Annotated in this window: 21 protein-coding genes, 1 pseudogene and 1 riboswitch; of the genes and pseudogenes, 11 read left to right on the top strand and 11 right to left on the bottom strand. The window is 73.6% G+C overall.

Going from position 1 to position 21048, the window contains the following annotated elements; genetic code table 11:
- Positions 1–2: 2 nt before the first annotated feature.
- The 7 genes from D6270_RS06450 to D6270_RS06420 all read right to left on the bottom strand — a co-directional run bounded on the left by D6270_RS06450 (position 3) and on the right by D6270_RS06420 (position 8575).
- Positions 3–1352, bottom strand: coding sequence for a cobyrinic acid a,c-diamide synthase CobB (locus D6270_RS06450; protein WP_109166314.1), 1350 nt, complete (start codon positions 1350–1352; stop codon positions 3–5).
- Positions 1346–1945, bottom strand: coding sequence for a cob(I)yrinic acid a,c-diamide adenosyltransferase (gene cobO, locus D6270_RS06445; protein WP_109166315.1), 600 nt, complete (start codon positions 1943–1945; stop codon positions 1346–1348). The genes D6270_RS06450 and cobO overlap by 7 nt, the downstream gene beginning before the upstream one ends.
- Entirely contained in the window at positions 1945–3981 is a 2037-nt protein-coding gene (locus tag D6270_RS06440; RefSeq protein ID WP_109166316.1) for a putative cobaltochelatase, read from the bottom strand. The genes cobO and D6270_RS06440 overlap by 1 nt, the downstream gene beginning before the upstream one ends.
- Positions 3978–5699 (bottom strand): cobyric acid synthase, encoded by a 1722-nt coding sequence (locus D6270_RS06435; protein ID WP_225976778.1) that lies wholly within the window; start codon positions 5697–5699, stop codon positions 3978–3980. Before D6270_RS06435 ends, D6270_RS06440 begins: the two co-directional genes overlap by 4 nt.
- Positions 5696–6646 (bottom strand): cobalamin biosynthesis protein, encoded by a 951-nt coding sequence (locus tag D6270_RS06430; RefSeq protein WP_109166317.1) that lies wholly within the window; start codon positions 6644–6646, stop codon positions 5696–5698. Before D6270_RS06430 ends, D6270_RS06435 begins: the two co-directional genes overlap by 4 nt.
- Positions 6647–6783: 137 nt before the next feature.
- Positions 6784–6918: riboswitch (cobalamin riboswitch) on the bottom strand.
- Positions 6919–7066: 148 nt separating this feature from the next.
- Entirely contained in the window at positions 7067–7297 is a 231-nt protein-coding gene (locus tag D6270_RS06425; RefSeq protein ID WP_109166318.1) for a hypothetical protein, read from the bottom strand.
- A gap of 12 nt (positions 7298–7309) precedes the next feature.
- Positions 7310–8575 carry an inorganic phosphate transporter gene (locus D6270_RS06420; RefSeq protein WP_109166319.1) on the bottom strand — a complete coding sequence of 422 codons (1266 nt, stop codon included), beginning with the start codon at positions 8573–8575 and terminating at the stop codon, positions 7310–7312.
- A gap of 277 nt (positions 8576–8852) precedes the next feature.
- Between D6270_RS06420 and D6270_RS06415 the strand changes: the two genes are divergently transcribed.
- From D6270_RS06415 to D6270_RS06405, 3 genes and pseudogenes are all read left to right on the top strand, one after another.
- Positions 8853–9512, top strand: a complete 660-nt coding sequence (locus D6270_RS06415; protein WP_109166320.1) for a class II aldolase/adducin family protein — start codon at positions 8853–8855, stop codon at positions 9510–9512.
- Positions 9513–9592: 80 nt separating this feature from the next.
- Positions 9593–10720, top strand: coding sequence for an alpha/beta hydrolase (locus tag D6270_RS06410; RefSeq protein WP_109166321.1), 1128 nt, complete (start codon positions 9593–9595; stop codon positions 10718–10720).
- Positions 10721–10905: 185 nt separating this feature from the next.
- Positions 10906–12236: pseudogene (locus tag D6270_RS06405) on the top strand (hypothetical protein).
- 64 nt (positions 12237–12300) lie between these two features.
- Here the strand turns inward: D6270_RS06405 and D6270_RS06400 are convergent.
- Entirely contained in the window at positions 12301–12714 is a 414-nt protein-coding gene (locus D6270_RS06400; RefSeq protein ID WP_109166323.1) for a VOC family protein, read from the bottom strand.
- 95 nt (positions 12715–12809) lie between these two features.
- Complete coding sequence (locus D6270_RS06395) at positions 12810–13700, bottom strand: KPN_02809 family neutral zinc metallopeptidase (protein WP_109166324.1); 891 nt, start codon at positions 13698–13700, stop codon at positions 12810–12812.
- A 201-nt stretch (positions 13701–13901) separates the two neighbouring features.
- Between D6270_RS06395 and D6270_RS06390 the strand changes: the two genes are divergently transcribed.
- The 3 genes from D6270_RS06390 (at position 13902) to D6270_RS06380 (ending at position 17021) form a co-directional block, all read left to right on the top strand.
- The gene (locus D6270_RS06390) at positions 13902–15500 is read left to right on the top strand and encodes an ABC-F family ATP-binding cassette domain-containing protein (protein ID WP_109166325.1); all 1599 of its coding nucleotides are present in this window, start codon (positions 13902–13904) and stop codon (positions 15498–15500) included.
- Between the two features lie 377 nt (positions 15501–15877).
- Positions 15878–16099 carry a helix-turn-helix domain-containing protein gene (locus D6270_RS06385; protein WP_006123601.1) on the top strand — a complete coding sequence of 74 codons (222 nt, stop codon included), beginning with the start codon at positions 15878–15880 and terminating at the stop codon, positions 16097–16099.
- Positions 16100–16229: 130 nt separating this feature from the next.
- A complete protein-coding gene (locus D6270_RS06380) occupies positions 16230–17021 on the top strand; it encodes an enoyl-CoA hydratase/isomerase family protein (protein WP_109166326.1) in 792 nt (263 codons plus the stop codon).
- Here D6270_RS06380 and D6270_RS06375 read toward each other — a convergent pair.
- Positions 17018–17773 (bottom strand): hypothetical protein, encoded by a 756-nt coding sequence (locus D6270_RS06375; RefSeq protein WP_109166327.1) that lies wholly within the window; start codon positions 17771–17773, stop codon positions 17018–17020. The two genes, D6270_RS06380 and D6270_RS06375, sit on opposite strands and share 4 nt — an antisense overlap.
- Before the next feature lie 95 nt (positions 17774–17868).
- Between D6270_RS06375 and D6270_RS06370 the strand changes: the two genes are divergently transcribed.
- From D6270_RS06370 to amaP, 5 genes are read left to right on the top strand one after another with little or no spacing between them, the layout of a single operon-like run.
- A complete protein-coding gene (locus tag D6270_RS06370) occupies positions 17869–18345 on the top strand; it encodes an Asp23/Gls24 family envelope stress response protein (protein WP_109166328.1) in 477 nt (158 codons plus the stop codon).
- Positions 18346–18383: 38 nt separating this feature from the next.
- On the top strand, positions 18384–18575 hold the full coding sequence (locus D6270_RS06365) for a hypothetical protein (protein ID WP_109166329.1): 192 nt from the start codon (positions 18384–18386) through the stop codon (positions 18573–18575).
- Complete coding sequence (locus D6270_RS06360; protein WP_109166330.1) at positions 18572–18919, top strand: Asp23/Gls24 family envelope stress response protein; 348 nt, start codon at positions 18572–18574, stop codon at positions 18917–18919. Before D6270_RS06365 ends, D6270_RS06360 begins: the two co-directional genes overlap by 4 nt.
- Positions 18916–19599, top strand: a complete 684-nt coding sequence (locus tag D6270_RS06355; RefSeq protein ID WP_109166331.1) for a DUF6286 domain-containing protein — start codon at positions 18916–18918, stop codon at positions 19597–19599. Before D6270_RS06360 ends, D6270_RS06355 begins: the two co-directional genes overlap by 4 nt.
- The gene (gene amaP, locus D6270_RS06350; protein ID WP_109166332.1) at positions 19596–20183 is read left to right on the top strand and encodes an alkaline shock response membrane anchor protein AmaP; all 588 of its coding nucleotides are present in this window, start codon (positions 19596–19598) and stop codon (positions 20181–20183) included. The genes D6270_RS06355 and amaP overlap by 4 nt, the downstream gene beginning before the upstream one ends.
- 109 nt (positions 20184–20292) lie before the next feature.
- Here the strand turns inward: amaP and D6270_RS06345 are convergent, their stop codons facing one another.
- Complete coding sequence (locus D6270_RS06345; RefSeq protein ID WP_109166333.1) at positions 20293–21048, bottom strand: SDR family oxidoreductase; 756 nt, start codon at positions 21046–21048, stop codon at positions 20293–20295.

The raw sequence follows: 21048 nt of genomic DNA, 5'->3' as shown, positions 1-21048 counted from the left end.
GTTCACCGCGCCCGGCAGTGCGCCACGAAACGCCGGGCCACCTCGGGGGAGGCCGCCCAGTGGGTGTGCAGATAGCTGGCGTGCACGCCCCGCTGGACGTACCCCTCCACCCGCCGCTCCGGCTGGTGCATGCCCCAGGCGGGTGTGGCCCCCGCCCCCGGCTCCAGCACCGTCCGGTGGAACTCATGGCCCCGCATCCGGGCCCCCGCGACCGCCAGCGGGCTGTCGGAGACCGCGACCGCCTGCCGGTACCCGAGGGTGAGCCGCTCCGACATCCGGGCCTCCGCGTCCAGCACCCCGCACATCGGCTTCCCGTCCAGCTCCCGCGCCAGATAGAGCAGCCCCGCGCACTCGGCCGCCACCGGGGCGCCGCTCAGGGCCAGTTCGGTCACCGCCCGGCGCAACGGCTCGTTGGCCGACAGCTCGGGGGCGTACATCTCCGGGAACCCGCCGCCGATCACCAGCCCCGCCGTCCCCGCCGGCAGCTTCTCGTCCCGCAGCGGGTCGACGACCACGACCTCCGCACCGGCCGCCGTCAGCAACTCGGCGTGTTCCGCGTACGCGAAGGTGAACGCCGCCCCGCCGGCCACGGCGACGACGGGCCGCGGGCCTTCCACAGGGGCGTACGCCGGTGCCCACGCCTCGTCCGGCAGCGCGGGCGCCGTCCGCGCCAGCGCCATCAGCGCGTCCAGGTCGCACCCGGCGAGCACCCGTTCACCCATGGCCCGTACGGCATCCACCGCATCGCCCTGCCGCTCGGCCACCGGCACCAGACCCAGGTGGCGCGAGGGCGTGGCCACCTGAGGCGCCCGGCGCAGCACACCGAGCACCGGCAGCCCCGACTCGTCCAACGCGTCCCGCAACAGCGCCTCGTGCCGGTCCGAGGCCACCTTGTTCAGGATCACCCCGCCGATCCGCACCTGAGGGTCCCAGGAGGCGAACCCGTGCACGAGGGCCGCCACCGACCGGGACTGCGAGGAGGCGTCGACCACCAGCACCACCGGCGCCTTGAGCAGCTTCGCCACCTGCGCGGTGGACGCCAGCTCCCCCTGGCCGGAGGCGCCGTCGTACAGCCCCATCACGCCCTCGACCACGGCGAGGTCGCACCCCGCCGACCCGTGCGCGAAGAGGGGGGCGATGAGGTCCGTCCCGCACATGTACGCGTCGAGATTGCGGCCGGGGCGCCCCGTCGCCAGCGCGTGGTAGCCCGGATCGATGTAGTCCGGGCCCACCTTGTGCGGCGAGACGGCCAGCCCGCGCGCGGCGAAGGCGGCCATCAGGCCGGTGGCGACGGTGGTCTTGCCGCTGTTGGAAGCAGGTGCGGCGATGACCAGACGGGGCGTACTCACCACTCGATGCCCCTCTGGCCCTTCTGCCCCGCGTCCATCGGGTGCTTGACCTTCGACATGTCGGTCACCAGGTCGGCGGCCTCGATGAGCGCGTCCGGCGCGTTGCGGCCGGTGATCACCACATGCTGGGTGCCGGGCCGGTTCCGCATCACCTCGACGACCTCGTCGGTGTCGATCCACCCCCAGTGCAGCGGGTAGGCGAACTCGTCCAGCACATACAGCTTGTACGTCTCCGCCGCCAGGTCGCGCTTGACCTGCTCCCAGCCCTCGCGGGCCTTCTCCTCGTTGTCCAGCTGACCGTCCCGCTGGACCCAGGACCAGCCCTCGCCCATCTTGTGCCAGTCGACCGTGCCGCCCTCGCCGCTCGCGCCCAGCACCTTCAGCGCGTTCTCCTCGCCGACCTTCCACTTCGCCGACTTCACGAACTGGAACACCCCGATCGGCCACCCCTGGTTCCAGGCCCGCAGCGCGAGCCCGAAGGCGGCGGTCGACTTGCCCTTGCCCATGCCCGTGTGGACGAACAGGAGCGGGCGGTTGCGCCGCTGGCGGGTGGTGAGCCCGTCGTCCGGCACCGATGTTGGCTGTCCCTGCGGCATCAAGCGGCCCTCCCGGCTGCGGTGACGTCCTTGACGAGCCCGGCGATCGAGTCGGCCCGCAGCTCGTCGAGTGTGACGGCGGTGCCTCCCAGCTCCCGGGCGAGCTCCCCGGCGAGACCGAGGCGTACGTACCCCGACTCGCAGTCCACGACGACCGAGGCCGTCCCCTCGGCCTGGTGCAGCCGCGCCGCCCGCCCCGCGAGCGCCACCGGCTCCGGCCCGCCGGTCGCCCGGCCGTCCGTGACGACGACGAGCAGCGGCCGCCGCGACGGATCGCGCAGCCGCTCCACCCGCAGCACCTCGTGGGCCTTCAGCAGCCCGGCGGCCAGCGGGGTGCGGCCACCGGTCGGCAGCGACTCCAGCCGGGCGGCGGCCGCGTCCACGGACGAGGTCGGCGGCAGCGCCACGTCGGCCTCCTTGCCCCGGAAGGTGACCAGACCGACCTTGTCCCGCCGCTGGTAGGCGTCCAGCAGCAGCGACAGCACGGCCCCCTTGACCGCGCTCATCCGCTGCCGGGCCGCCATCGACCCGGAGGCGTCCACGACGAACAGCACGAGGTTGCCCTCACGCCCCTCCCGGGTCGCCTGCCGCAGATCGTCGCGCCGCACCACGAGCCCGCGCCCGGAACGCCCGCGCGCCCGCTGGTGGGGGGCGGCTGCCTGCACGGTGGCGGCCAGATGCAGCTTGGTGAGGGCGCCTTGCGGCCGGACCGCTCCTGTGGTCCGGCCATGCGCTGTACGGGCCCGGGAACGCCGCCCGGCAGCCCCCTCACCCAGCCCCGGCACGCTGAGCATCTTCGTACGGAACGGCTCGGCGGCGGCCACCGGCCGCTGCTCGGCCCCGGCGGACCGCCCGGGCGCGTCGGGGGCCTCCCCGGGGGCCTCGGACGGCGTGTCGTCGGCGCCCTCGGAGCCCGGCGGCGGGGTGCGGTCGCCATCGGCCTGCGGCGGTACGCCACCGCCTCCACCGCCGCCGTCCCCACCCCCGTCGGGATCGGGCCGGTCGTCACCTTCGTTGTTCTCCTGCGGGCCGGCCTCGTCCAGGGTCTGGTCCAGCTTGTCCTCGTCCAGACCCGGCGCGTCGAACGGATTGCGGCGCCGCCGGTGGGGGAGCGCCAGGAGGGCGGCCTGCCGTACGTCGTCGGCGGTGACCTCCTCGCGCCCGGCCCAGGCGGCGAGCGCGGTCGCGGTACGGGCCATCACGATGTCGGCCCGCATCCCGTCGACCTCGAACGCGGCGCAGGTCGCGGCGGTCTGGCGCAGCACGCCGTCACCGAGCACGACCCGGGGCAGCAGGGCACGCGCGGCGGCGATGCGCTCCCGGAGCGCCGCCTCCTCCTCGGCCCAGCGCGCGGCGAACCCCTCGGGATCGTCGTCGTACGCGAGCCGGCGCCGCACGACCTCCACCCGCTCGTCGGTGTCCCGGGACGCGGCCACCTCCACGGTCAGCCCGAACCGGTCCAGCAACTGCGGCCGCAGCTCGCCCTCTTCCGGATTCATCGTCCCGACCAGCAGGAACCGTGCCGCATGCCGTACGGAGACGCCTTCGCGCTCCACGTACGAGGCACCCATGGCGGCCGCGTCCAGCAGCAGGTCCACCAGGTGGTCGTGGAGGAGGTTGACCTCGTCGACGTACAGGATTCCCCGGTGGGCATCGGCCAGCAGCCCCGGCTCGAAGGCCTTCACGCCCTCCGAGAGCGCCCGTTCGATGTCCAGCGCCCCCACGAGCCGGTCCTCGGACGCGCCGACGGGCAGCTCCACGGTCCGCGCGGGCCGCGACACACCGGGGGCCTCCGCGTGCGGCCCATCAGGACACGCGGGATCGGGGGAGACCGGATCACAGGAGAACCGGCACCCCGGTACGACGGAGACCTCGGGCATGAGGGCGGCCAGGGCGCGGACGGCGGTGGACTTGGCGGTCCCCTTCTCGCCCCGCACGAGCACACCACCGACGGCCGGACTGACCGCGTTCAGCAACAGCCCGAGCCGCAGGTCGTCCTGCCCGACGATCGCGGTGAAGGGATACGGCGTACTCACTTGTCCTCCTCGTTGGCATGCTCTTCAGCTCTTACGCGCCCGGTCACCACAAGCCCCTCGTCCCTCGGCTCAGCGGACCCGGCACATTCCCGCCCCTGGGACTCGCCCGCTTCCCTCTGCGTCTCCGGGCGACCCATGTCCAGCCCCTCCGGCGGTTGAGGAGCGGGGGCCGGGGCAGCGCCCCGGCTCTCCGGCGGCGCACCCGCCCCCGACGGCGGCGCCCCCGGCGGCACGAACGGCAACCCGGGCGGCGCCCCGCCCTCGATCAACCGCCACAGCGCGTCCGTATCCGCGTGCTCCTCCACCAGATCGCCCAGCCGGTCCAGCTGCTCCTCCCGCAACACCCCGAAACTCGTGTCGGGCGCGGGAACGAACCGCCGCCCGGCCCCCCGGGCCACCTCCTCCAGGAACCGCCGCCGGAACCCGTCGCTCTCCAGCGACCCGTGCCAGTGCGTCCCCCAGACCGACCCCACCCGGCACCCGTCCAGGAACGGTTCCCCGCCCCGCACATCGGCGACCCCGTGGTGGATCTCGTACCCCTCCACCGGCTCGCCGAGAGCCGAACCCACCGGCCGCGCCAGCGTCTTGGCCCGGTCGAAGCGGATACGTACGGGCAGCAGACCGAGCCCGTCCACGACCCCGGCCCGCGACTCCACCTCGTCCTCGATCCGCTCACCGAGCACCTGGAACCCGCCGCAGATCCCCAGCACCGGCCGCCCCTCCGCCGCCCGCCGCACCAGTGCGTCCGCGAGACCCCGCTCCCGCAGCCAGGCCAGGGCCTTCACCGTGCCGCGCGTCCCCGGCACGACGACCAGGTCCGCGTCGGCCAGCTCGTCGGGACGGTCCACGAACCGCACCACGACGCCCGGTTCGGCGGCCAGCGCGTCCACGTCCGTGAAGTTCGACATCAACGGCACCGCGCAGACCGCGACCCGCAGCACGTCCTCGCCGTGCGGGGGAGCCACGACCGACTCCCGTACCGCACCCCGCAAGGAGACCCGCAGGCCGTCCTCCTCGTCGATACCGAGCCCGTGGGTGAACGGCAGCACCCCGTACGTCCGCCGTCCGGTCAGCCCGTACAGCATGTCCAACCCGGGCTCCAGCAGTGAGACATCACCCCGGAACTTGTTCACCAGGTACCCCGCGACCAGCGCCTGGTCCTCCGAGCTCAGCAGCGCCGTCGTCCCGAAGAAGGAGGCGAAGACCCCGCCCCGGTCGATGTCCCCGACCACCAGCACGGGGAAGCGGGCCGCCCGAGCGATCCCCATGTTCACGATGTCGGTGCGCCGCAGGTTGATCTCCGCAGGGGACCCCGCCCCCTCGCAGATCACCGCGTCGTACGCCGACCGCAGCTGCTCCAGACAGTCGGTGACCGTCCCGAGCAGCGCCTCCTGCCGGCCCCCGTGGTAGCCCCGGGCGCTCATCTCGCCGACCGGCCTGCCCATCAGGACGACCTGGCTGGACCGGTCGCTGCCGGGCTTCAGCAGGACCGGGTTCATCAGCGCGGTCGGCTCCACCCGGGCGGCCTGCGCCTGCATGGCCTGGGCGCGGCCGATCTCGGCGCCCTCGCGGGTGACGAAGGAGTTGAGGGACATGTTCTGCGCCTTGAACGGCGCGACCTTCACGCCCCGGCGAACCAGCCAGCGGCAGATGCCCGCCGTGACGACGCTCTTGCCCGCGTCCGATGTGGTCCCCGCGACCAGCAGCCCGCCACTCATGCCCGTCCCCGCTTCCGTCCCACGACTGTCCGGCCCGCCACGCACACGCCGAGGGCCAGCGCACTCACCCGGCGCGACAGCCGCACCGCGCGTTCGATGTCGGTGCTCCGCACGTCCCGCCCGGACGCGCCGTTCAGGACCGGCCGGTGTTCGACGCGCCCCGCGTACGCCAGCGTCCCGCCGAGCCGTACGCCGAGCGCCCCCGCGAACGCGGCCTCCACCGGACCCGCGTTCGGGCTCGGATGGCGCCCCGCGTCCGCCCGCCAGGCGCGTACGGCCTCCGAGGGCCGCCCGCCCGCCACGACCGCCAGCGCGGCCGTCAGCCGCGCCCCGGGCCACCCCGCGAGATCGTCCAGTCGGGCCGAGGCCCAGCCGTAACGCCGGTGGCGGGGCGACTTGTGGCCGACCATCGCGTCCAGGGTGTTCACGGCCCGGAAGCCGACGAGCCCCGGCACCCCGCCGATCGCGCCCCACACCAGCGCGCCGACGACGGCGTCCGAGGTGTTCTCCGCGACCGACTCCACCACGGCGCGGGCGATCTGCGGCCCGTCCAGGGAGTGCGGATCACGCCCGCACAGGTGCGGCAGCCGCTCCCGGGCCACCTCCAGGTCCCCGGCGGCCAGCGCGCCCCCGATGGCACGGGCCTCCCGGCCCAGCGACGTACCGCCGACGACCGACCAGGTGGTGGCGGCGGTCAGCGCGACGGCGAGCGCGGGGCGTCCCCGGACGGCACGGGCGGCGAGCGCGGCGGCCCCCACGGCGCCTCCGGCGCACAGCAGGGTGTGCAGCGCGCCCCGGCCCCGGTCGTCACCCCACAGCAGGGACTCCACCCGCGCGGCGGCCCGGCCGAAACCGGCGACGGGGTGGCCCCGCCGGGGGTCGCCGAGAGCCGCGTCGGCGATCAGCCCGGCGGTGGCGCCGTACGCGAAGACACGATCGGCACGCACGCGTCAGGCCGCCGGGGGCAGGGGCGTTCCGGCACGAAGAGGTACGGGACGAGGCAGCGGATGCGGCGCACGGCGGCCGGGCATGGCTTATGTCCTCACTCAGGGTCCGCGCCCTGGTTCGACGTGACCGGCGACAAGAGTCTCCTGGCTTCCCGGATCCGCAGTTCCCCCGGCCTTCCAGCCCGCGTTGCGAGGGCCGTGACATCCGGTGTGGGGGAGTGCTCCCCGGTGACAGTGGCGGGACCGCGCCGGATTCGCACCGGCTTCCTCTTCTGTCGCCGTAAATGGCTCCGGCAGTCCACCACGCTGCGAGAACGGCCGTCAACTTGCTGTTGACCTGCGGAGCTCCAGTGTGCGCAGACGCACATCGGGCCGGACACACGGTGGTGTGTCCGGCCCGAAGGAGTGCGGTGGGGCGCGTCAGGCGACGATCAGATAGATCCCGTACGCGACCGCCGCCACGCACGCCGCGAAGCAGGCGTACGCGCCGGTGCGCGCCAGTGCGGCCGAACCGCCGGAGGCGCCACCGGCGGCCGGGGCCGACAGCTTGGAGAGGGCGACGATGCCCAGGGTGAAGACGCCGACCAGCGCGACGGTGACCACGAGACTGACACCGAAGACGGAGGCGAGAGCTGCCCAGTCGATTTTCATACGGATCTGTCCTTACACCGTCGCCGCGGGGCGGGCCGTGTCGTCGGGCTTCGAGGCCGGGGCCGGGATGGTGGTCGAGAGGTCGGAGGCCGGACCGCCGATGGGCGGCGGCGCGACCGCGGCCATGGCGGTGGTGACGACACCCTGGGGCTCGTCCGCCGCGACCTCGGTGTCGTTGACGTTGGTGTGGTCAACCGGCTGGCGGCGTGAGGCCACCCAGATCGCGAAGGAGCCGCCGACCAGCAGGATCGCGGTGGTGGTGATGCCCCACGGGCCCTGCTTGGTGAGGAACTCGGCGCCCGCGCCGACCAGGCCCGCGGCCGGGAGCGTCAGGCCCCAGGCGACGAACATCCGGGTGGCGGTGGACCAGCGGACCACGCCGCCCTTGCGGCCGAGGCCCGCGCCCATCACCGCACCCGAGCAGGACTGGGTGGTGGAGAGCGAGAAGCCGAGGTGCGAGGAGGCCAGGATGACCGTGGCCGCGCTGGTCTGGGCGGCGAAGCCCTGCGGCGGCCGGAGATCGGTGAGGCCCTTGCCCATGGTGCGGATGATGCGCCAGCCGCCGAGGTAGGTGCCGAGCGCGATGGCGACACCGGCAGAGACGATGACCCACATCGGCGGGTTGGAGCCGGGGGCGAGGACGCCGCCGGTGACCAGGGCCAGGGTGATGATGCCCATCGTCTTCTGGGCGTCGTTGGTGCCGTGGGCCAGCGAGACGAGACCGGCCGAGGCGATCTGTCCGGCCCGGTAGCCCTTGGCCGTCGACTTGAGCTGGTTCTCGTCGGTGACGTTCCGGTTGATCCGGTACGTCAGCTTCGTGGCCAGCATCGCGGCGACACCGGCGACCAGCGGGGCGGCGATCGCGGGGAGCAGCACCTTGGTGACGACGGTGCCCCCGTTGATCGAGGACCAGCCGGCCGACATCACGGCCGCACCGATCAGACCGCCGAACAGGGCGTGGGAGGAGCTGGAGGGCAGGCCGACCAGCCAGGTCAGCAGGTTCCACAGGATGGCGCCGACGAGCGCCGCGAAGATGACCTCGGTTCTGAGGCCGTTCTCGTTGACGATCCCGCCGGAGATCGTCTTGGCGACCTCCACTGACAGGAACGCGCCGATGAGGTTGAGAACGGCGGACATGGCCACCGCTGTCTTGGGCTTCAGGGCGCCGGTCGAGATGGTCGTTGCCATCGCGTTGGCGGTGTCGTGGAAACCGTTCGTGAAATCGAACACGAGAGCTGTCACGACCACAATCGCGAGCAGCAGCGTGATGTGTTCCATTTACCCAGGCAATCGTTCGACGTCAGTGGCTCGTGGACCGTAGGCAACCTGGGTGAACGGAAGATGAACTGGGCGGGGCGCTGTGGTGACCCGAATCGGAGTGCGGTGATTCCGCTTGTGTGCGCGTGAGGTTGCGGGACGCGGGTGGGGCACGGGCTGGTCTGCCCTTTGCTCCTCGTTGGCGAAGTCTTCGACGGTCACATCCGGCCCCGGAAGAGATCCCCGTCACGTGCGGGATGACGTTCCGGTTTCCGGCCACCGCCCCTACGCTCGCCCCATGAGCGAGCAGCAGCCGGAACCGGTCGCCCTGGCCTGGCGGGACGTGGTCGCGACCGCCCGCCGGAGCGCCGCCGACGGCCTGGTCGTCGGCACCTCCGGCAATGTGTCGGCCCGCGTCGGAGACCTCGTCCTGGTGACCCCCAGCGGGGTGCCCTACGACCGGCTGGGACCCGGGGACGCCGTCGGCGTCGGCCTGGACGGCCGCCAGGTCCTCGGCGAGCTGGAGCCGACCAGCGAACTCCCCCTCCACCTCGCCGTCTACGCGGAGACCGACGCCGCCGCCGTGGTCCACACCCACGCCGTGCACGCCACCGCCGTCTCCACCCTCGTCACCGAGGTGCCGCTCGTGCACTACGCGGCCGCCATCCTCGGCGGCCCCGTCCGCACCGCCGCCTACGCCCGCTACGGCACCCCGGAACTGGCCGAATCCATGCTCACCGCCCTCCAGGGCCGCACCGGCTGTCTGCTGGCCAACCACGGCACCGTCACCTACGGCTCCACCCTCGACCAGGCCTATGAGCGCACCGCCCAACTGGAGTGGCTCTGCCGCCTCTGGCTCACCGCCAGCGCGCTGCCGGGCCGCACCCCGGCCCTGCTCAGCGAAGCCCAGCTGGCCGAGGTGACCGAGGCGCTCAAGGGGTACGGGCAGCCCGGCTGACCCGGTCCGCCGCCCGCCCCGCCGCACCGGACGGCCCCCGTCCACTGGCACCGCGCCCCCCGCGCCACGACACTGAAGCGGTGCGCCCGGCAACTGCGACGGCAACGGCCGTCACCACGATCCTCGGCGCCGGTGCGGCAGCGGTCGCGGCCGGCCGGTACGCCAGCGACGCCGCCCTCAAGGCGGCGCCCGGCCGACCCCTGCCCACCGACCGCAGACTCACCGTGCACGCCACGGCGATCCGGCAGGTCACCCTGACCCGCTCCCTCACCGCGCTGCGCCCCGGTACGTACGGGATCGAGGGCCCCGGCGTCCATGCCGTGGTCGGCCCCGTCGTCGAAGGGGCCGAGACCACCGCCGACACCGTGGTCCGCACCCTGGAGCGGGTCACCCACGGCATCCTGGAGCCGGGTGACAAGGTCCGCCTCACCCCCGAGCTGTACCGCGGGGACCCGGGCAGCGCCCTCGGCCTGGAGTACCGGGAGGTCGAGATCCCCGGCGAGCTCGGCGGACTGCCCGCCTGGTGGGTCCCCGGCGACCGCGACACCTGGGTCATCACCGCGCACGGCCTCGGCACCACCCGCGCGCACCCCATGAACGTGATGGGCTTCCTGAGCGGCCTGCAGCTCCCCGTGCTGGACCTCGCCTACCGGGGCGACGCCGGAGCCCCGCGCCCCGCCGACGGCCTCGGCCACCTCGGCGCCTCCGAGTGGCGCGACCTGGACGCCGCGATGCGCTTCGCCGTCCGCTACGGCGCCCGGAACGTGATCCTGTACGGCTGGTCCACCGGCGCCTCCATGGCCCTGCACGCCGCCGTGAACTCCCCGCTCCGCGAGCGCGTCGGCGGCCTCGTCCTGGATTCCCCGGTCCTGGACTGGACGGCCACCCTGCGCGCCCTGGCCGCCGCCCGCGGAGTCCCCGCAGCGCTGCTGCCGCTGGCCGTCCGCGCGGCCCAGGGCCGGACCGGGATGACCTCGGCCCCGCTCCTGGACGCCTCCCTGGCCGACGCGCTGCCCGCCCCGACGCTGATCCTGCACGGGCCGGACGACACGCTCGCCCCCTGGGGCCCCTCCCGGGAGCTGGCCGCCCGCCGCCCGGACCTCGTCAGCCTCCACGCCGTACCGCAGGCTCCGCATGCGTCGATGTGGAACGCCGATCCCGCCCGCTACGAAGAGACGCTCAGGCGCTTCCTCACGCCTCTGATGTGAGGCGATGCGGGGATCGGCCCCTTTTGTTCCCCGCGCCCCGGACTACGCGCGGAGACCGGGGAAACGCCTTCCGTTTGGGCTTTCGGGCCGACAGAGGCAAGACTGCTCCTGTGACGTCCCGTACCCCGCGCGACTCCAGGCTGCGACTTGTCCGCCCGCGACCCCTCGCCACCGCCCGCAAGGCGGTGTCCACCCGGCGCACCCGGCCGGCCCCCCGGCCCCCCGAGGGCACCCCGCCCCGCACCGAACTGGCCCGCCAGGCCCGGGCGGTGCTCGCCGACTCCGTGCGCATCGCCCACTGGGCCGCCGGCGCCCCCGCCCCCGGTAGCGCCGCACCGCTCGCCACCCAGGCCCTCGAACGGGCCGCGACGGCCCTGGAGCTCTCCCCGGCCCAGGTCCGTGCGGGCTGGGACCGGGCCCGGCTGGCCGGCCTCATCGAACTGCACGGCGACACCGCCCGCCCCGGCTGGCGGCTGCGCGCCTGGGACCGGGACGACTCCGCCGTGCTGCGCGGCTGGGTCGCGCTCTTCGACGCCTGGTCGCTCGTCCACGCCGCACCCGAGGGCATCGAGGCCGGAGCGGTCGCCGAGGCCGTCGAGGCCGTGCCCCAGGTGCTCTCCCTCCTCCAGCTCTCCGCGGGCCCCGTCGCCGTACCCGCCCTCCTGGACCTCCTCGCCCAGCGCATCGCCGAGCTCCAGGAGGAGCGCTGCGAAGTGCCGTACGGGGCGGGCCGCGCACCCGCCGAGAGCGCTCCCACCGCCCGCCGCCCCGCGTCCGCCCGGGACCGCGGCGCCGACCTCGACGCCCTGCTCCTCGACTGGGCCCTGGAAGGCCTCGCCGCCGTCGGCGCGCTGACCCTCGGCAACGGCCACGCCACCCTCACCCCGCTCGGCAACTGGGCGGTCTGGGTCAAGCTGGAACAGATCTGCGTCGCCGCCCAGAGCCCGGCCGGGAACATCGAACAGTCCGCCGCCGACATGCTCCTCGGCTGCGCACGGCTCACCCCCGGACCGGCCCGCGACGAATACCGCGCCTGGCTCGCCGCCCGTACGGTCGGCAGCGCCGTCGCCGAACTGCTCGCCGTCGCCCGGGGGAGGACGCGCTGCTGCGCGGCCTGGCCTTCGAGGCGCTGCGGGTCGTCGGCGCCCCCGCCGAGCCCGAGGTCCGCGCCGTGGTCACCAACCCGTCGCTGCGGCCCTACGCACTGCTCTGGCTCGCCGAGTACGAAGGGGCCGACCCGGACGACGCGCAGGAGATCCTCAGCCGTGAGGAAGCCACCTGGCTCTGGGTCGACACCGCCGCCGCCGTCGCCGACCACGGCGAGACCGGCCTGCTGGTGCGCCACCTCGACTCCGCCGTCCAGGGCACCGTGCCGGCCCTCCTCGACGAGGTCAGAGCCGTCGGCCACCCGCGCACGGTCCAGGTCCTGGTCGCCCTGGCCGCCGCCCACCCCGACCCCGCCCTGGCCAAGGCCGTCCGCCGGGCCGCGTTCCAGGTCCACACCGGCGGAGTTTGAACCCCGCGCCGCCGCCGGGGCCCGCCGGACCCGGGGGCGCCCGGCGGGCCAAGGCCGAACACCCCTACCCGGCTGCCCCCGGCGCGTACGTACCGAAGCTCCACACATTGCCCTCGGCATCCCGCGCCATGTAGTCCCGCGAGCCGTGGTCCTGGTCGGTCGGCTCCATCAGGATCTCCACGCCGAACGCCCGGGCCCGGGCGCAGCGCTCGTCCACCTCGTCCACCACCACGTACACCCCCGCCGGACCCGCACCCGCCATCGCCCGGGCGAAGACCCCGTCCCTGCCCTTGGAGCCGAGCATCACCCTGCCGTTGCCGCAGGAGAGCTCGGCGTGCACCACGCTGCCGTCCTCGTCCTCGTGTACCGCTTCCTCGGTGAAGCCGAAGCCCTGCGTCAACGTCCTGATCGCGGCCTTCGCGTCGTCGTACAGAACCGTCGGATACATCGTCGGGACACCCTGCGCCGCACCCGCCATCGCACTCACCTCTCCTGTGATCTGCGTCTCAGTCTTCCACCGGGCGCCGACCATGCCCTCCCGAAGGCGTTCGCGCCGGTCGGGAGGGGTGCGGCTCAGGCGAAGGTGTCGCACTGCCCCATGTCGCCGCTGCGGAACCCGGTGGAGAACCACTGCTGGCGCTGCGCGGACGAACCGTGCGTCCAGGACTCCGGGGTCACCCGGCCCTGGAACCGCTCCTGGATCCGGTCGTCACCGACCGCCGCCGCCGCGTCCAGGCCGTCCCGGATGTCCGCCCGGGTCAGCTCCGTGATCAGGGGCCGGCCCGTCGACCCGTCCGGTGTCGTCGTCGCGTGGTGCGCCCAGACGCCGGCGTAGCAGTCGGCCTGGAGCTCCACCTTCACCGCGTTGCTGTCCGCGCCCTGCCGCCCGTCCTGCGACCGGCTCAGGGTTCCCATCTGGTTCTGCACATGGTGGCCGTACTCGTGCGCCACCACATACGCCTGGGCGAACGGGCCGCCGCTGGAGCCGAACTTCGTCCGCAGCTCGTCGAAGAAGCCCAGGTCGAGATAGACCTTCCGGTCGCCGGGGCAGTAGAAGGGCCCCACCGCCGAGGTCGCCGACCCGCACGCCGTGCCGACCCGTTCGCTGAACAGGACCGTCGGAGCGGCCCCGTAACTGCCGCCCCGCCGCTGGAACTCCTGGCGCCAGAAGTCCTGCACGCTGTTGACCACCGCCACCGTCCGGCAGTCGTCCCGGCTGTTGGCGTCCTGGCCCTTCCGGCAGCTCTCCTGCACCTGCGCCGCCGACGAGGAGGCCGCACCGGGCTCCGTATCGCCGGAGGAGAGGCCCAGCTGGTCGGGGCCGACGCCGAAGAACAGTCCCAGGAGCAGGGCGATCACGCCCACGATGCCACCGCCCACGGTGGCCCGGCCGCCCGGGATACGGCTGCCCCGCACGTCCTGGACCTCGGATGTGTCCAGATCGGCGTCGTCGTCGAACTGCACAGGTGTACCTCCATCGCTTGGGCGGGGACCGGGGCGGCACCCTGCGCCGAGTATCGGACGGTTACCCCCGGCGGGCATGCGGAAAAGCAGTTGCACACCGCCCGTAGAATGGGGGCTATGGCCCTTCTCCTTGTGCATTAGCGGCGTCGAGAGACCTCCGCCCTCGTCCCTCCGCCGTCCAACCTGCCCTGGAGTTTTTCCGTGATCACCGCCTCCGGCATCGAGCTGCGCGCCGGCGCCCGCATCCTCATCGAGTCCGCCTCCTTCCGTATCGCCAAGGGCGACCGCATCGGCCTGGTCGGCCGCAACGGAGCGGGCAAGACCACCCTCACCAAGTGCCTGGCGGGCGAGGGCACCCCCGCCGGCGGCACCATCACCCGCTCCGGCGAGGTCGGCTACCTCCCGCAGGACCCGCGCACCGGCGACCTCGACATCCTCGCCCGCGACCGCATCCTCTCCGCCCGGGGTCTCGACGAGATCCTGCGGAAGATGCGCGAGAACGAGGAGCGGATGTCCAACGGCAAGGGCGCCACCCGCGAGAAGGCGATGAAGAAGTACGAGCGCCTGGAGACGGAGTTCCTCACCAAGGGCGGGTACGCCGCCGAGGCCGAGGCCGCCACCATCGCCGCCGCGCTCAGCCTGCCCGACCGGGTGCTCGGCCAGCCCCTGCACACGCTCTCCGGCGGTCAGCGCCGCCGTGTCGAGCTGGCCCGGATCCTCTTCTCGGACGCCGACACCCTGCTCCTGGACGAGCCCACCAACCACTTGGACGCCGACTCGATCGTCTGGCTGCGCGAGTACCTGAAGTCCTACCGCGGCGGCTTCGTCGTGATCTCCCACGACGTCGACCTCGTCGAGACCGTCGTCAACAAGGTCTTCTACCTCGACGCCAACCGCTCCCAGATCGACGTCTACAACATGGGGTGGAAGCTCTACCAGCAGCAGCGCGAGGCCGACGAGAAGCGCCGCAAGCGCGAGCGCCAGAACGCCGAGAAGAAGGCCGCGACCCTCAACGCGCAGGCCGACAAGATGCGCGCCAAGGCCACCAAGACCGTCGCCGCCCAGAACATGGCCAAGCGTGCCGACCGGCTGCTCTCGGGCCTGGAGGCCGTACGGGTCTCCGACAAGGTCGCCAAGCTCCGCTTCCCCGACCCCTCGCCGTGCGGCAAGACCCCGCTGATGGCGGAGGGCCTCTCCAAGTCCTACGGATCGCTGGAGATCTTCACCGACGTCGACCTCGCCATCGACAAGGGCTCCCGCGTCGTCATCCTCGGCCTCAACGGCGCCGGCAAGACGACGCTGCTGCGCCTGCTCGGCGGCGCCGAGAAGCCCGACACTGGCCAGATCATCGAGGGCCACGGCCTCAAGCTCGGCTACTACGCCCAGGAGCACGAGACCCTCGACCCGGAGCGCACGGTCCTGGAGAACATGCGCTCCGCCGCCCCCGACCTCGACCTCGTCGCGGTCCGCAAGACGCTCGGCTCGTTCCTCTTCTCCGGCGACGACGTCGACAAGCCCGCCGGGGTGCTCTCCGGCGGCGAGAAGACACGGCTCGCGCTGGCGACCCTGGTCGTCTCCTCCGCCAACGTGCTCCTCCTCGACGAGCCGACGAACAACCTCGACCCCGCCAGCCGCGAGGAGATCCTCGGCGCGCTCCGTACGTACAAGGGCGCCGTCGTCCTCGTCACCCACGACGAGGGCGCGGTCGAGGCGCTCCAGCCGGAGCGCATCATCCTGCTCCCGGACGGCGTCGAGGACCTCTGGGGTGCCGACTACCGGGACCTCGTCGCCCTCGCCTGACCCTTCTCCGCAGGCAGACCCGGCAGGGGGCGGCGCCCCTTCCGGCCGGGTCCCCGATCCCCTCCGGATAGATCATTCGGCCTACGCGTGATCCACCATCTGCGTGAGGGCGTCTCGTACCTCGGTGGTGCGCCTGGCACTCACCCGCCGCGCGCCCCTTTCCGGGGCCTTGTTCCCCGTACGGCCCTGACCTGCCGGTTCTCCCGCCGGTAGACCCCGTATGCCCTCATGACCTGCCGGAATGCGGCATTCCGTTCGTGTCCGGACGTTCTCCGGTCCGGAATCCGGTCGCACCGACCTTGCCGAATGGGTGGCCAGGAAGCGCGGGAGGGGTGATCATGAGAGTCCAGAGCGCACTTCCCATAGAGGAGGCACGGGTGGCCGAGACTCTGAAGAAGGGCAGCCGGGTGACCGGCGCCGCGCGTGACAAGCTCGCGGCAGACCTGAAGAAGAAGTACGACTCCGGTGCGAGCATCAGGGCGCTGGCCGAGGAAACCGGTCGCTCCTACGGGTTCGTCCACCGGATGCTCAGTGAGTCCGGAGTGACGCTGCGAGGTCGCGGCGGAGCCACACGAGGCAAGAAGGCCGCTTCGGCCTGAGTGCCCCTGAGGCGTCGAGGGCTCATCGGAATTCGGGGTGGCCACCCGGCTGACCATGAGGTCGTCCGGGTGGTTACTGTTCAGTCACTTAGTTTCTGAGTGCTGACCGCACCCGATCCGGAGGCGCCCCATGACCTCGCTCGACCCTGTTCTCGACAAGGACGGCGTACGGCTCACCGTCGAAGACGCGGTCGCCACGGTGACGCTCACCAACCCGGCCAAGCGCAACGCCCAGTCTCCCGCTCTGTGGCGGGCGTTGACCGAGGTCGGGCGGGTGCTGCCCGGCGATGTCCGCGTCGTGGTGCTCCGCGGCGAGGGTAAGTCCTTCTCCGCGGGCCTCGACCGGCAGGCGTTCACCCCCGAGGGGTTCGACGGCGAGCCGTCGTTCCTCGACATGGCGCGCGGCCCGGCGGCCGAACTCGACGCGACCATCGCCGAGTACCAGGAAGCGTTCACCTGGTGGCGCCGTAACGACCTCGTGTCGATCGCGACCGTCCAGGGCCACGCCATCGGCGCCGGCTTCCAGCTCGCCCTCGCCTGTGATCTGCGGATCGTCGCCGAGGACGTGCAGTTCGCCATGCGCGAGACCAGCCTGGGCCTCGTCCCCGACCTCACGGGCACCCACCCCCTGGTGAACCTCGTGGGGTACGCCCGCGCCCTCGAGATCTGCGCCACCGGCCGGTTCGTCCACGCCGAGGAGGCCGGGCGCACCGGCCTCGCCAACCTCGTGGTCCCCGCCGACCAGCTGGACGCGGCCGCCCGCGACCTGGCCGCCGCACTGCTCTCCGCCCCCCGCGACGCCGTCGTGGAGACCAAGGCCCTGCTGGGCGGCGCTCTCTCGCGGACGTACGAGGAACAGCGCACCGCCGAGCGCGCCGCCCAGGGCCGCAGGCTGCGCGACCTGGCGGGCATCACCGACTAAGGGGTGCCGGCCGGCACCTCCACCACGTCGGTGACCAGCACCGACACCGGCAGGCCGTCCGCCGCGGCAGCCGACACCGCCGAGCGCACCGACCGGGCCACGTCCAGGGCCCGGCGGTCGCCGGCCGTCGCCACCTCGACCCGGATGTGGTCCTCGGCGGTGTGCACCGCCGGGCCCATGACCCGGGTCAGCGAGACGACACCCGGCACCGCGGCGGCGGCCTCCGCCACCGGCCCCGCGGCCTCCGCGACCGGGACCGACGGGGAGGGCGCGTCGGGCTCCGTCACCTGATCGGGTGCATCGTCCTCAAGCAATGCCGTCACCCGCAGGTCCACCTCCGCGACCTCCAGCCCGAGCCGGGTCACGGCCGCCGAGACGAGCGCCGCGCGCAGGTCGGCCGCCACGTCGGGCAGCGGGCGGTCGCCCGCCGCGCGGAACTCCGCCTCGATGCTCACCGGCCCGGGCGGCAGCGCGCTCGGCGGCGCCGGCGGCACGGCCGGGCCCGCCTCGGCGGCGCCGCCCGGCTCCGCCCGGGTATCCGTGCCGAGGGCCGCCCGGGCCGGCCCGATCCGCAGGCTCCCCAGCACCGCGCCCTCCACGGCCGCCCCGCGCAGTACCGAGGCCGCGGCCGTCTCCGCGATCCAGGCACCGTCCACGGCACCACCCAGGGGGAGCAGTCTGCCGAGGCCCAGGCGTTGCCGTACCGCAGCTGTCCATCCGTCGGCCCTCTGCGGGCTCCGCTCCGTCGTCATTGCCCCAGCCTGCCCCATCCACGGCGCGGGACCGGGCAAGCGCACTTAACGTGGGCAAAGGAAGTCCCCACCCCGCCCCGAAGGGAAGAGCGGCGATGACTGAGACACCCCAGCGCAACAGTCCCGACAGCGGTTCGGGCAAGTCCCCCCTGAGCAAGCGCGGCGGAGGCGATCCCGGCACCCGTGGCCGCACCACCATCGCCGACGGCGTCGTCGAGAAGATCGCCGGAATGGCCGCACGCGACGTGGTCGGCGTCCACGCCATGGGCAGCGGCCTGTCCCGGACCTTCGGCGCGGTCCGCGACCGGGTGCCCGGCGGCGGCAAGTCCGTCACCCGCGGTGTGAAGGCCGAGGTCGGCGAGTCCCAGGCCGCCCTCGACCTGGAGATCGTCGTCGACTACGGCGTGGCCATCTCCGACGTGGCCCGCGACGTGCGCCAGAACGTCGTCGCGGCGGTGGAGCGCATGACCGGCCTCGAAGTGGTCGAGGTCAACATCGCGGTCAGCGACGTCAAGCTGCCCGACGAGGACGACGACGAGGACGACGGCGATCAGCAGCAGCGCGTCCAGTAGGTTCCGGGTTCCCGCCGAAAGGCAGTTGAGGAGAGACGATGAGCATGGCTGTCGCCGGTCTGTTGACCGGCATGGCACTGGCCTTCGCCGGATATTTCGGCGGGTTCGGAGCCTTCGTACTGGTGGCCGCGCTGGGCGCGGTCGGCTTCATCGCCGGCCGTTTCCTGGACGGTGACCTGGAACCCGGCGACTTCTTCCGGAGTCGCGAGCGCGGCGACCGGCGACGGTGACGGCGGTGACCGGGCGAGTCACCGCCGCCGAGCGGGGCGAGACCCGGATCGCCGACCGGGTCGTCGCCAAGATCGCCGCACAGGCGGCGAAGGAAGCCGTCGACGATCGGCCCCCGGACGGCGCCTCCCCGCGCGCCACGGTCACCGTCCACCGGGACGCCGCCCGCGTGCGGATCACCCTGGAGCTCGGCTACCCGGGCGACATCGGCCGCCAGTGCGGCGCCGTACGGAGCAGGGTCGCCCAGCGGGTGCGGGCGCTGGCGGGCATGGAGGTGCCCGAAGTGGCCGTCCAGGTCGAGCGGCTGCACCCGGCCGCGAGCGGAGCACAGGGGAGGGTCCGATGACCGAACCCGGCGACCCCACCGGCTCCACCCGGCGGATGCCGACGGTGGACCAGGCCGACGGCGGGCCGCGCCCGCCCGAACCCGGCACACCCTCCACCCCCGACCGGGTCCCCACCCTGGAGCAGGGCGGCGGCGGCCGGGCCGGCCGCTTCTGGTCCGCACGCCGCGTACCGGCCGCCCTGCTGGCCCTGGTGCTCCTGGGCGCCGCCGGGCTGTTCCTCTACGACATCGCCGCCGTCCGGGCCGGGCACCCGGCCATGCAGTGGCGGCGCTCCCTCGCAGACGGCCTCGCCGAACGGCACCTCGACGATGTCGCGGTGCTCATCGGGTCGGGGGTCGCCGCGCTGATCGGCCTCTGGCTGCTTCTGCTCGCCCTCACCCCCGGGCTGCGCGATCTGCTGCCGATGCGCCGCGACCGCGCCGACGTACGCGCGGGACTCGACCGCACCGCCGCCGCACTGGTCCTGCGGGACCGGGCCGTGGAGGTGCCCGGGGTGCAGTCCGTCCGGGTCCGGATGGGTCGGCGCAAGGCCAAGGTGCGGGCCCTCTCGCACTTCCGGGCACTCGACGACGTACGCGAAGACCTGGACACCGTGCTGGCCAGGGCCGTCGGGGAGCTGGGCCTGGCCAAGCCGCCCGGCGTCTCCGTCCGGGTGCACCGACCGGCGAAGAAGGGATGAGCGGTATGCGCTCCACCGTCAACCGGGTCCTGCTGGCCCTTGCCGGGCTCGTGCTGATCGTCGTCGGCGGCGCGGTGCTCGCCGTCGGCCTCGGGGCCTCCCTGCCGTCCTGGTGGCCCTGGGACGGCAAGAACGATGTGCTGCTCAGCACCGCCGACCGGGGCCGCTGGCGCGACGAGGGCTGGTGGTGGCCGACCGTGATCGCGGTCCTCGCCGTCCTGGTCGTCCTCGCCCTGTGGTGGCTCCTGGCCCAGCTCCGGCGTGGCCGTCTCTCCGACGTCCTGGTCGACAGTGGCGACGGTGAAGGCGCGCGGGTACGGGGCAAGGCGCTGGAGGGCGTGCTCGCCGACGAGGCGGGCGAGGTCGACGGGGTGGCCCGCGCCCAGGCGGCCCTGACCGGCCGCCGGACCGCGCCGCAGGCCCGGATCCGGCTGCTGATGGAGCCGCACGCAGCCCCCGGGCAGGCGCTGAACGCGGTGGCCGACGGAGCGCTGGCCCACGCCCGCGAGTCGGCGGGCCTGGACGAGCTCCCGGCCGAGGTACGGCTGCGGGCCGTCAAGCACCGTGCGGAACGGGTGTCCTGACGGCCCGTGGACCTACGGGAACGACCTGCCCGTGGACGTACGGGAAGGCAGACGTAGTGGACGTAGGGGAATGATCTGCCCGTGGGCGTACGGGAGTGACCCCGGGCGCTCAGAACCCGCGCCGCGACCCGCCGTCCACCGGCACCATGATCCCCGTCAGGTACGAGGCGGCGGGGGAGAGCAGGAAGGCAGCGGTCTTCCCGAACTCCTCCGGCGTCCCGTAACGCCCCAGCGGGATCCGTGCCTCGTTGGCCGTACGGGCCGCCTCGGCATCGCCCGAGAGCGCGTCCAGCTCGCGGACCCGGTCGGTGTCGATCCGGGCGGGCAGCACCCCGACGACCCGGATGCCGCGCGGCCCCAGCTCGTCCGCGAGCGACTTGGCGAAACCGGCGAGACCCGGGCGCAGCCCGTTGGAGATGGTCAGTCCGCCGATCGGCTCGTGCACCGAACCGGAGAGCACGAGGCCGATGACACCGCCCTCGCCCAGTGCGGCGGCGGCCGTCCGGGCGAGCCGGACCGCTCCGAGGAACACCGTTTCGAACGCCGTCTGCCACTGGTCGTCGGTGTTGTCGGCGGCGAGGCCGGGCGCGGGCCCGCCGACGCTGATGAGTACGCCGTCGAGTCGCCCGAACCGCTCCTTGGCCGTGTCCACCAGCCGCTGGGCGGCGGTCGGGTCGGCGTTGTCGGCGGCGATGCCGGCGGCGTCCGGCCCCAGCTCGGCGGCGGCCTCCTCGACGCTCTTCTCGTCCCGGCCGGTGATGATCACCTTCGCCCCGTCGGCGGCCAGGGCGCGGGCCGTGGCGTTGCCGAGGCCCCGGGTCGCGCCGGTGACGATGTACACGCGGTCCTTCAGTCCAAGATCCAT

Source organism: Streptomyces griseus subsp. griseus (assembly GCF_003610995.1).
Lineage (GTDB): Bacteria > Actinomycetota > Actinomycetes > Streptomycetales > Streptomycetaceae > Streptomyces.
This window is presented reverse-complemented; position numbering and strand designations above follow the sequence as displayed.

Coding starts and splice junctions, on each gene's coding strand:
- D6270_RS06420 (WP_109166319.1), bottom strand. CDS start 8,575: ATGGAACACATCACGCTGCTGCTCGCGATTGTGGTCGTGACAGCTCTC.
- D6270_RS06375 (WP_109166327.1), bottom strand. CDS start 17,773: ATGACGACGGAGCGGAGCCCGCAGAGGGCCGACGGATGGACAGCTGCG.
- D6270_RS06435 (WP_225976778.1), bottom strand. CDS start 5,699: ATGAGTGGCGGGCTGCTGGTCGCGGGGACCACATCGGACGCGGGCAAG.
- D6270_RS06370 (WP_109166328.1), top strand. CDS start 17,869: ATGACTGAGACACCCCAGCGCAACAGTCCCGACAGCGGTTCGGGCAAG.
- D6270_RS06365 (WP_109166329.1), top strand. CDS start 18,384: ATGAGCATGGCTGTCGCCGGTCTGTTGACCGGCATGGCACTGGCCTTC.
- D6270_RS06380 (WP_109166326.1), top strand. CDS start 16,230: ATGACCTCGCTCGACCCTGTTCTCGACAAGGACGGCGTACGGCTCACC.
- D6270_RS06415 (WP_109166320.1), top strand. CDS start 8,853: ATGAGCGAGCAGCAGCCGGAACCGGTCGCCCTGGCCTGGCGGGACGTG.
- D6270_RS06355 (WP_109166331.1), top strand. CDS start 18,916: ATGACCGAACCCGGCGACCCCACCGGCTCCACCCGGCGGATGCCGACG.
- D6270_RS06345 (WP_109166333.1), bottom strand. CDS start 21,048: ATGGATCTTGGACTGAAGGACCGCGTGTACATCGTCACCGGCGCGACC.
- D6270_RS06400 (WP_109166323.1), bottom strand. CDS start 12,714: ATGGCGGGTGCGGCGCAGGGTGTCCCGACGATGTATCCGACGGTTCTG.
- cobO (WP_109166315.1), bottom strand. CDS start 1,945: ATGCCGCAGGGACAGCCAACATCGGTGCCGGACGACGGGCTCACCACC.
- amaP (WP_109166332.1), top strand. CDS start 19,596: ATGAGCGGTATGCGCTCCACCGTCAACCGGGTCCTGCTGGCCCTTGCC.
- D6270_RS06425 (WP_109166318.1), bottom strand. CDS start 7,297: ATGAAAATCGACTGGGCAGCTCTCGCCTCCGTCTTCGGTGTCAGTCTC.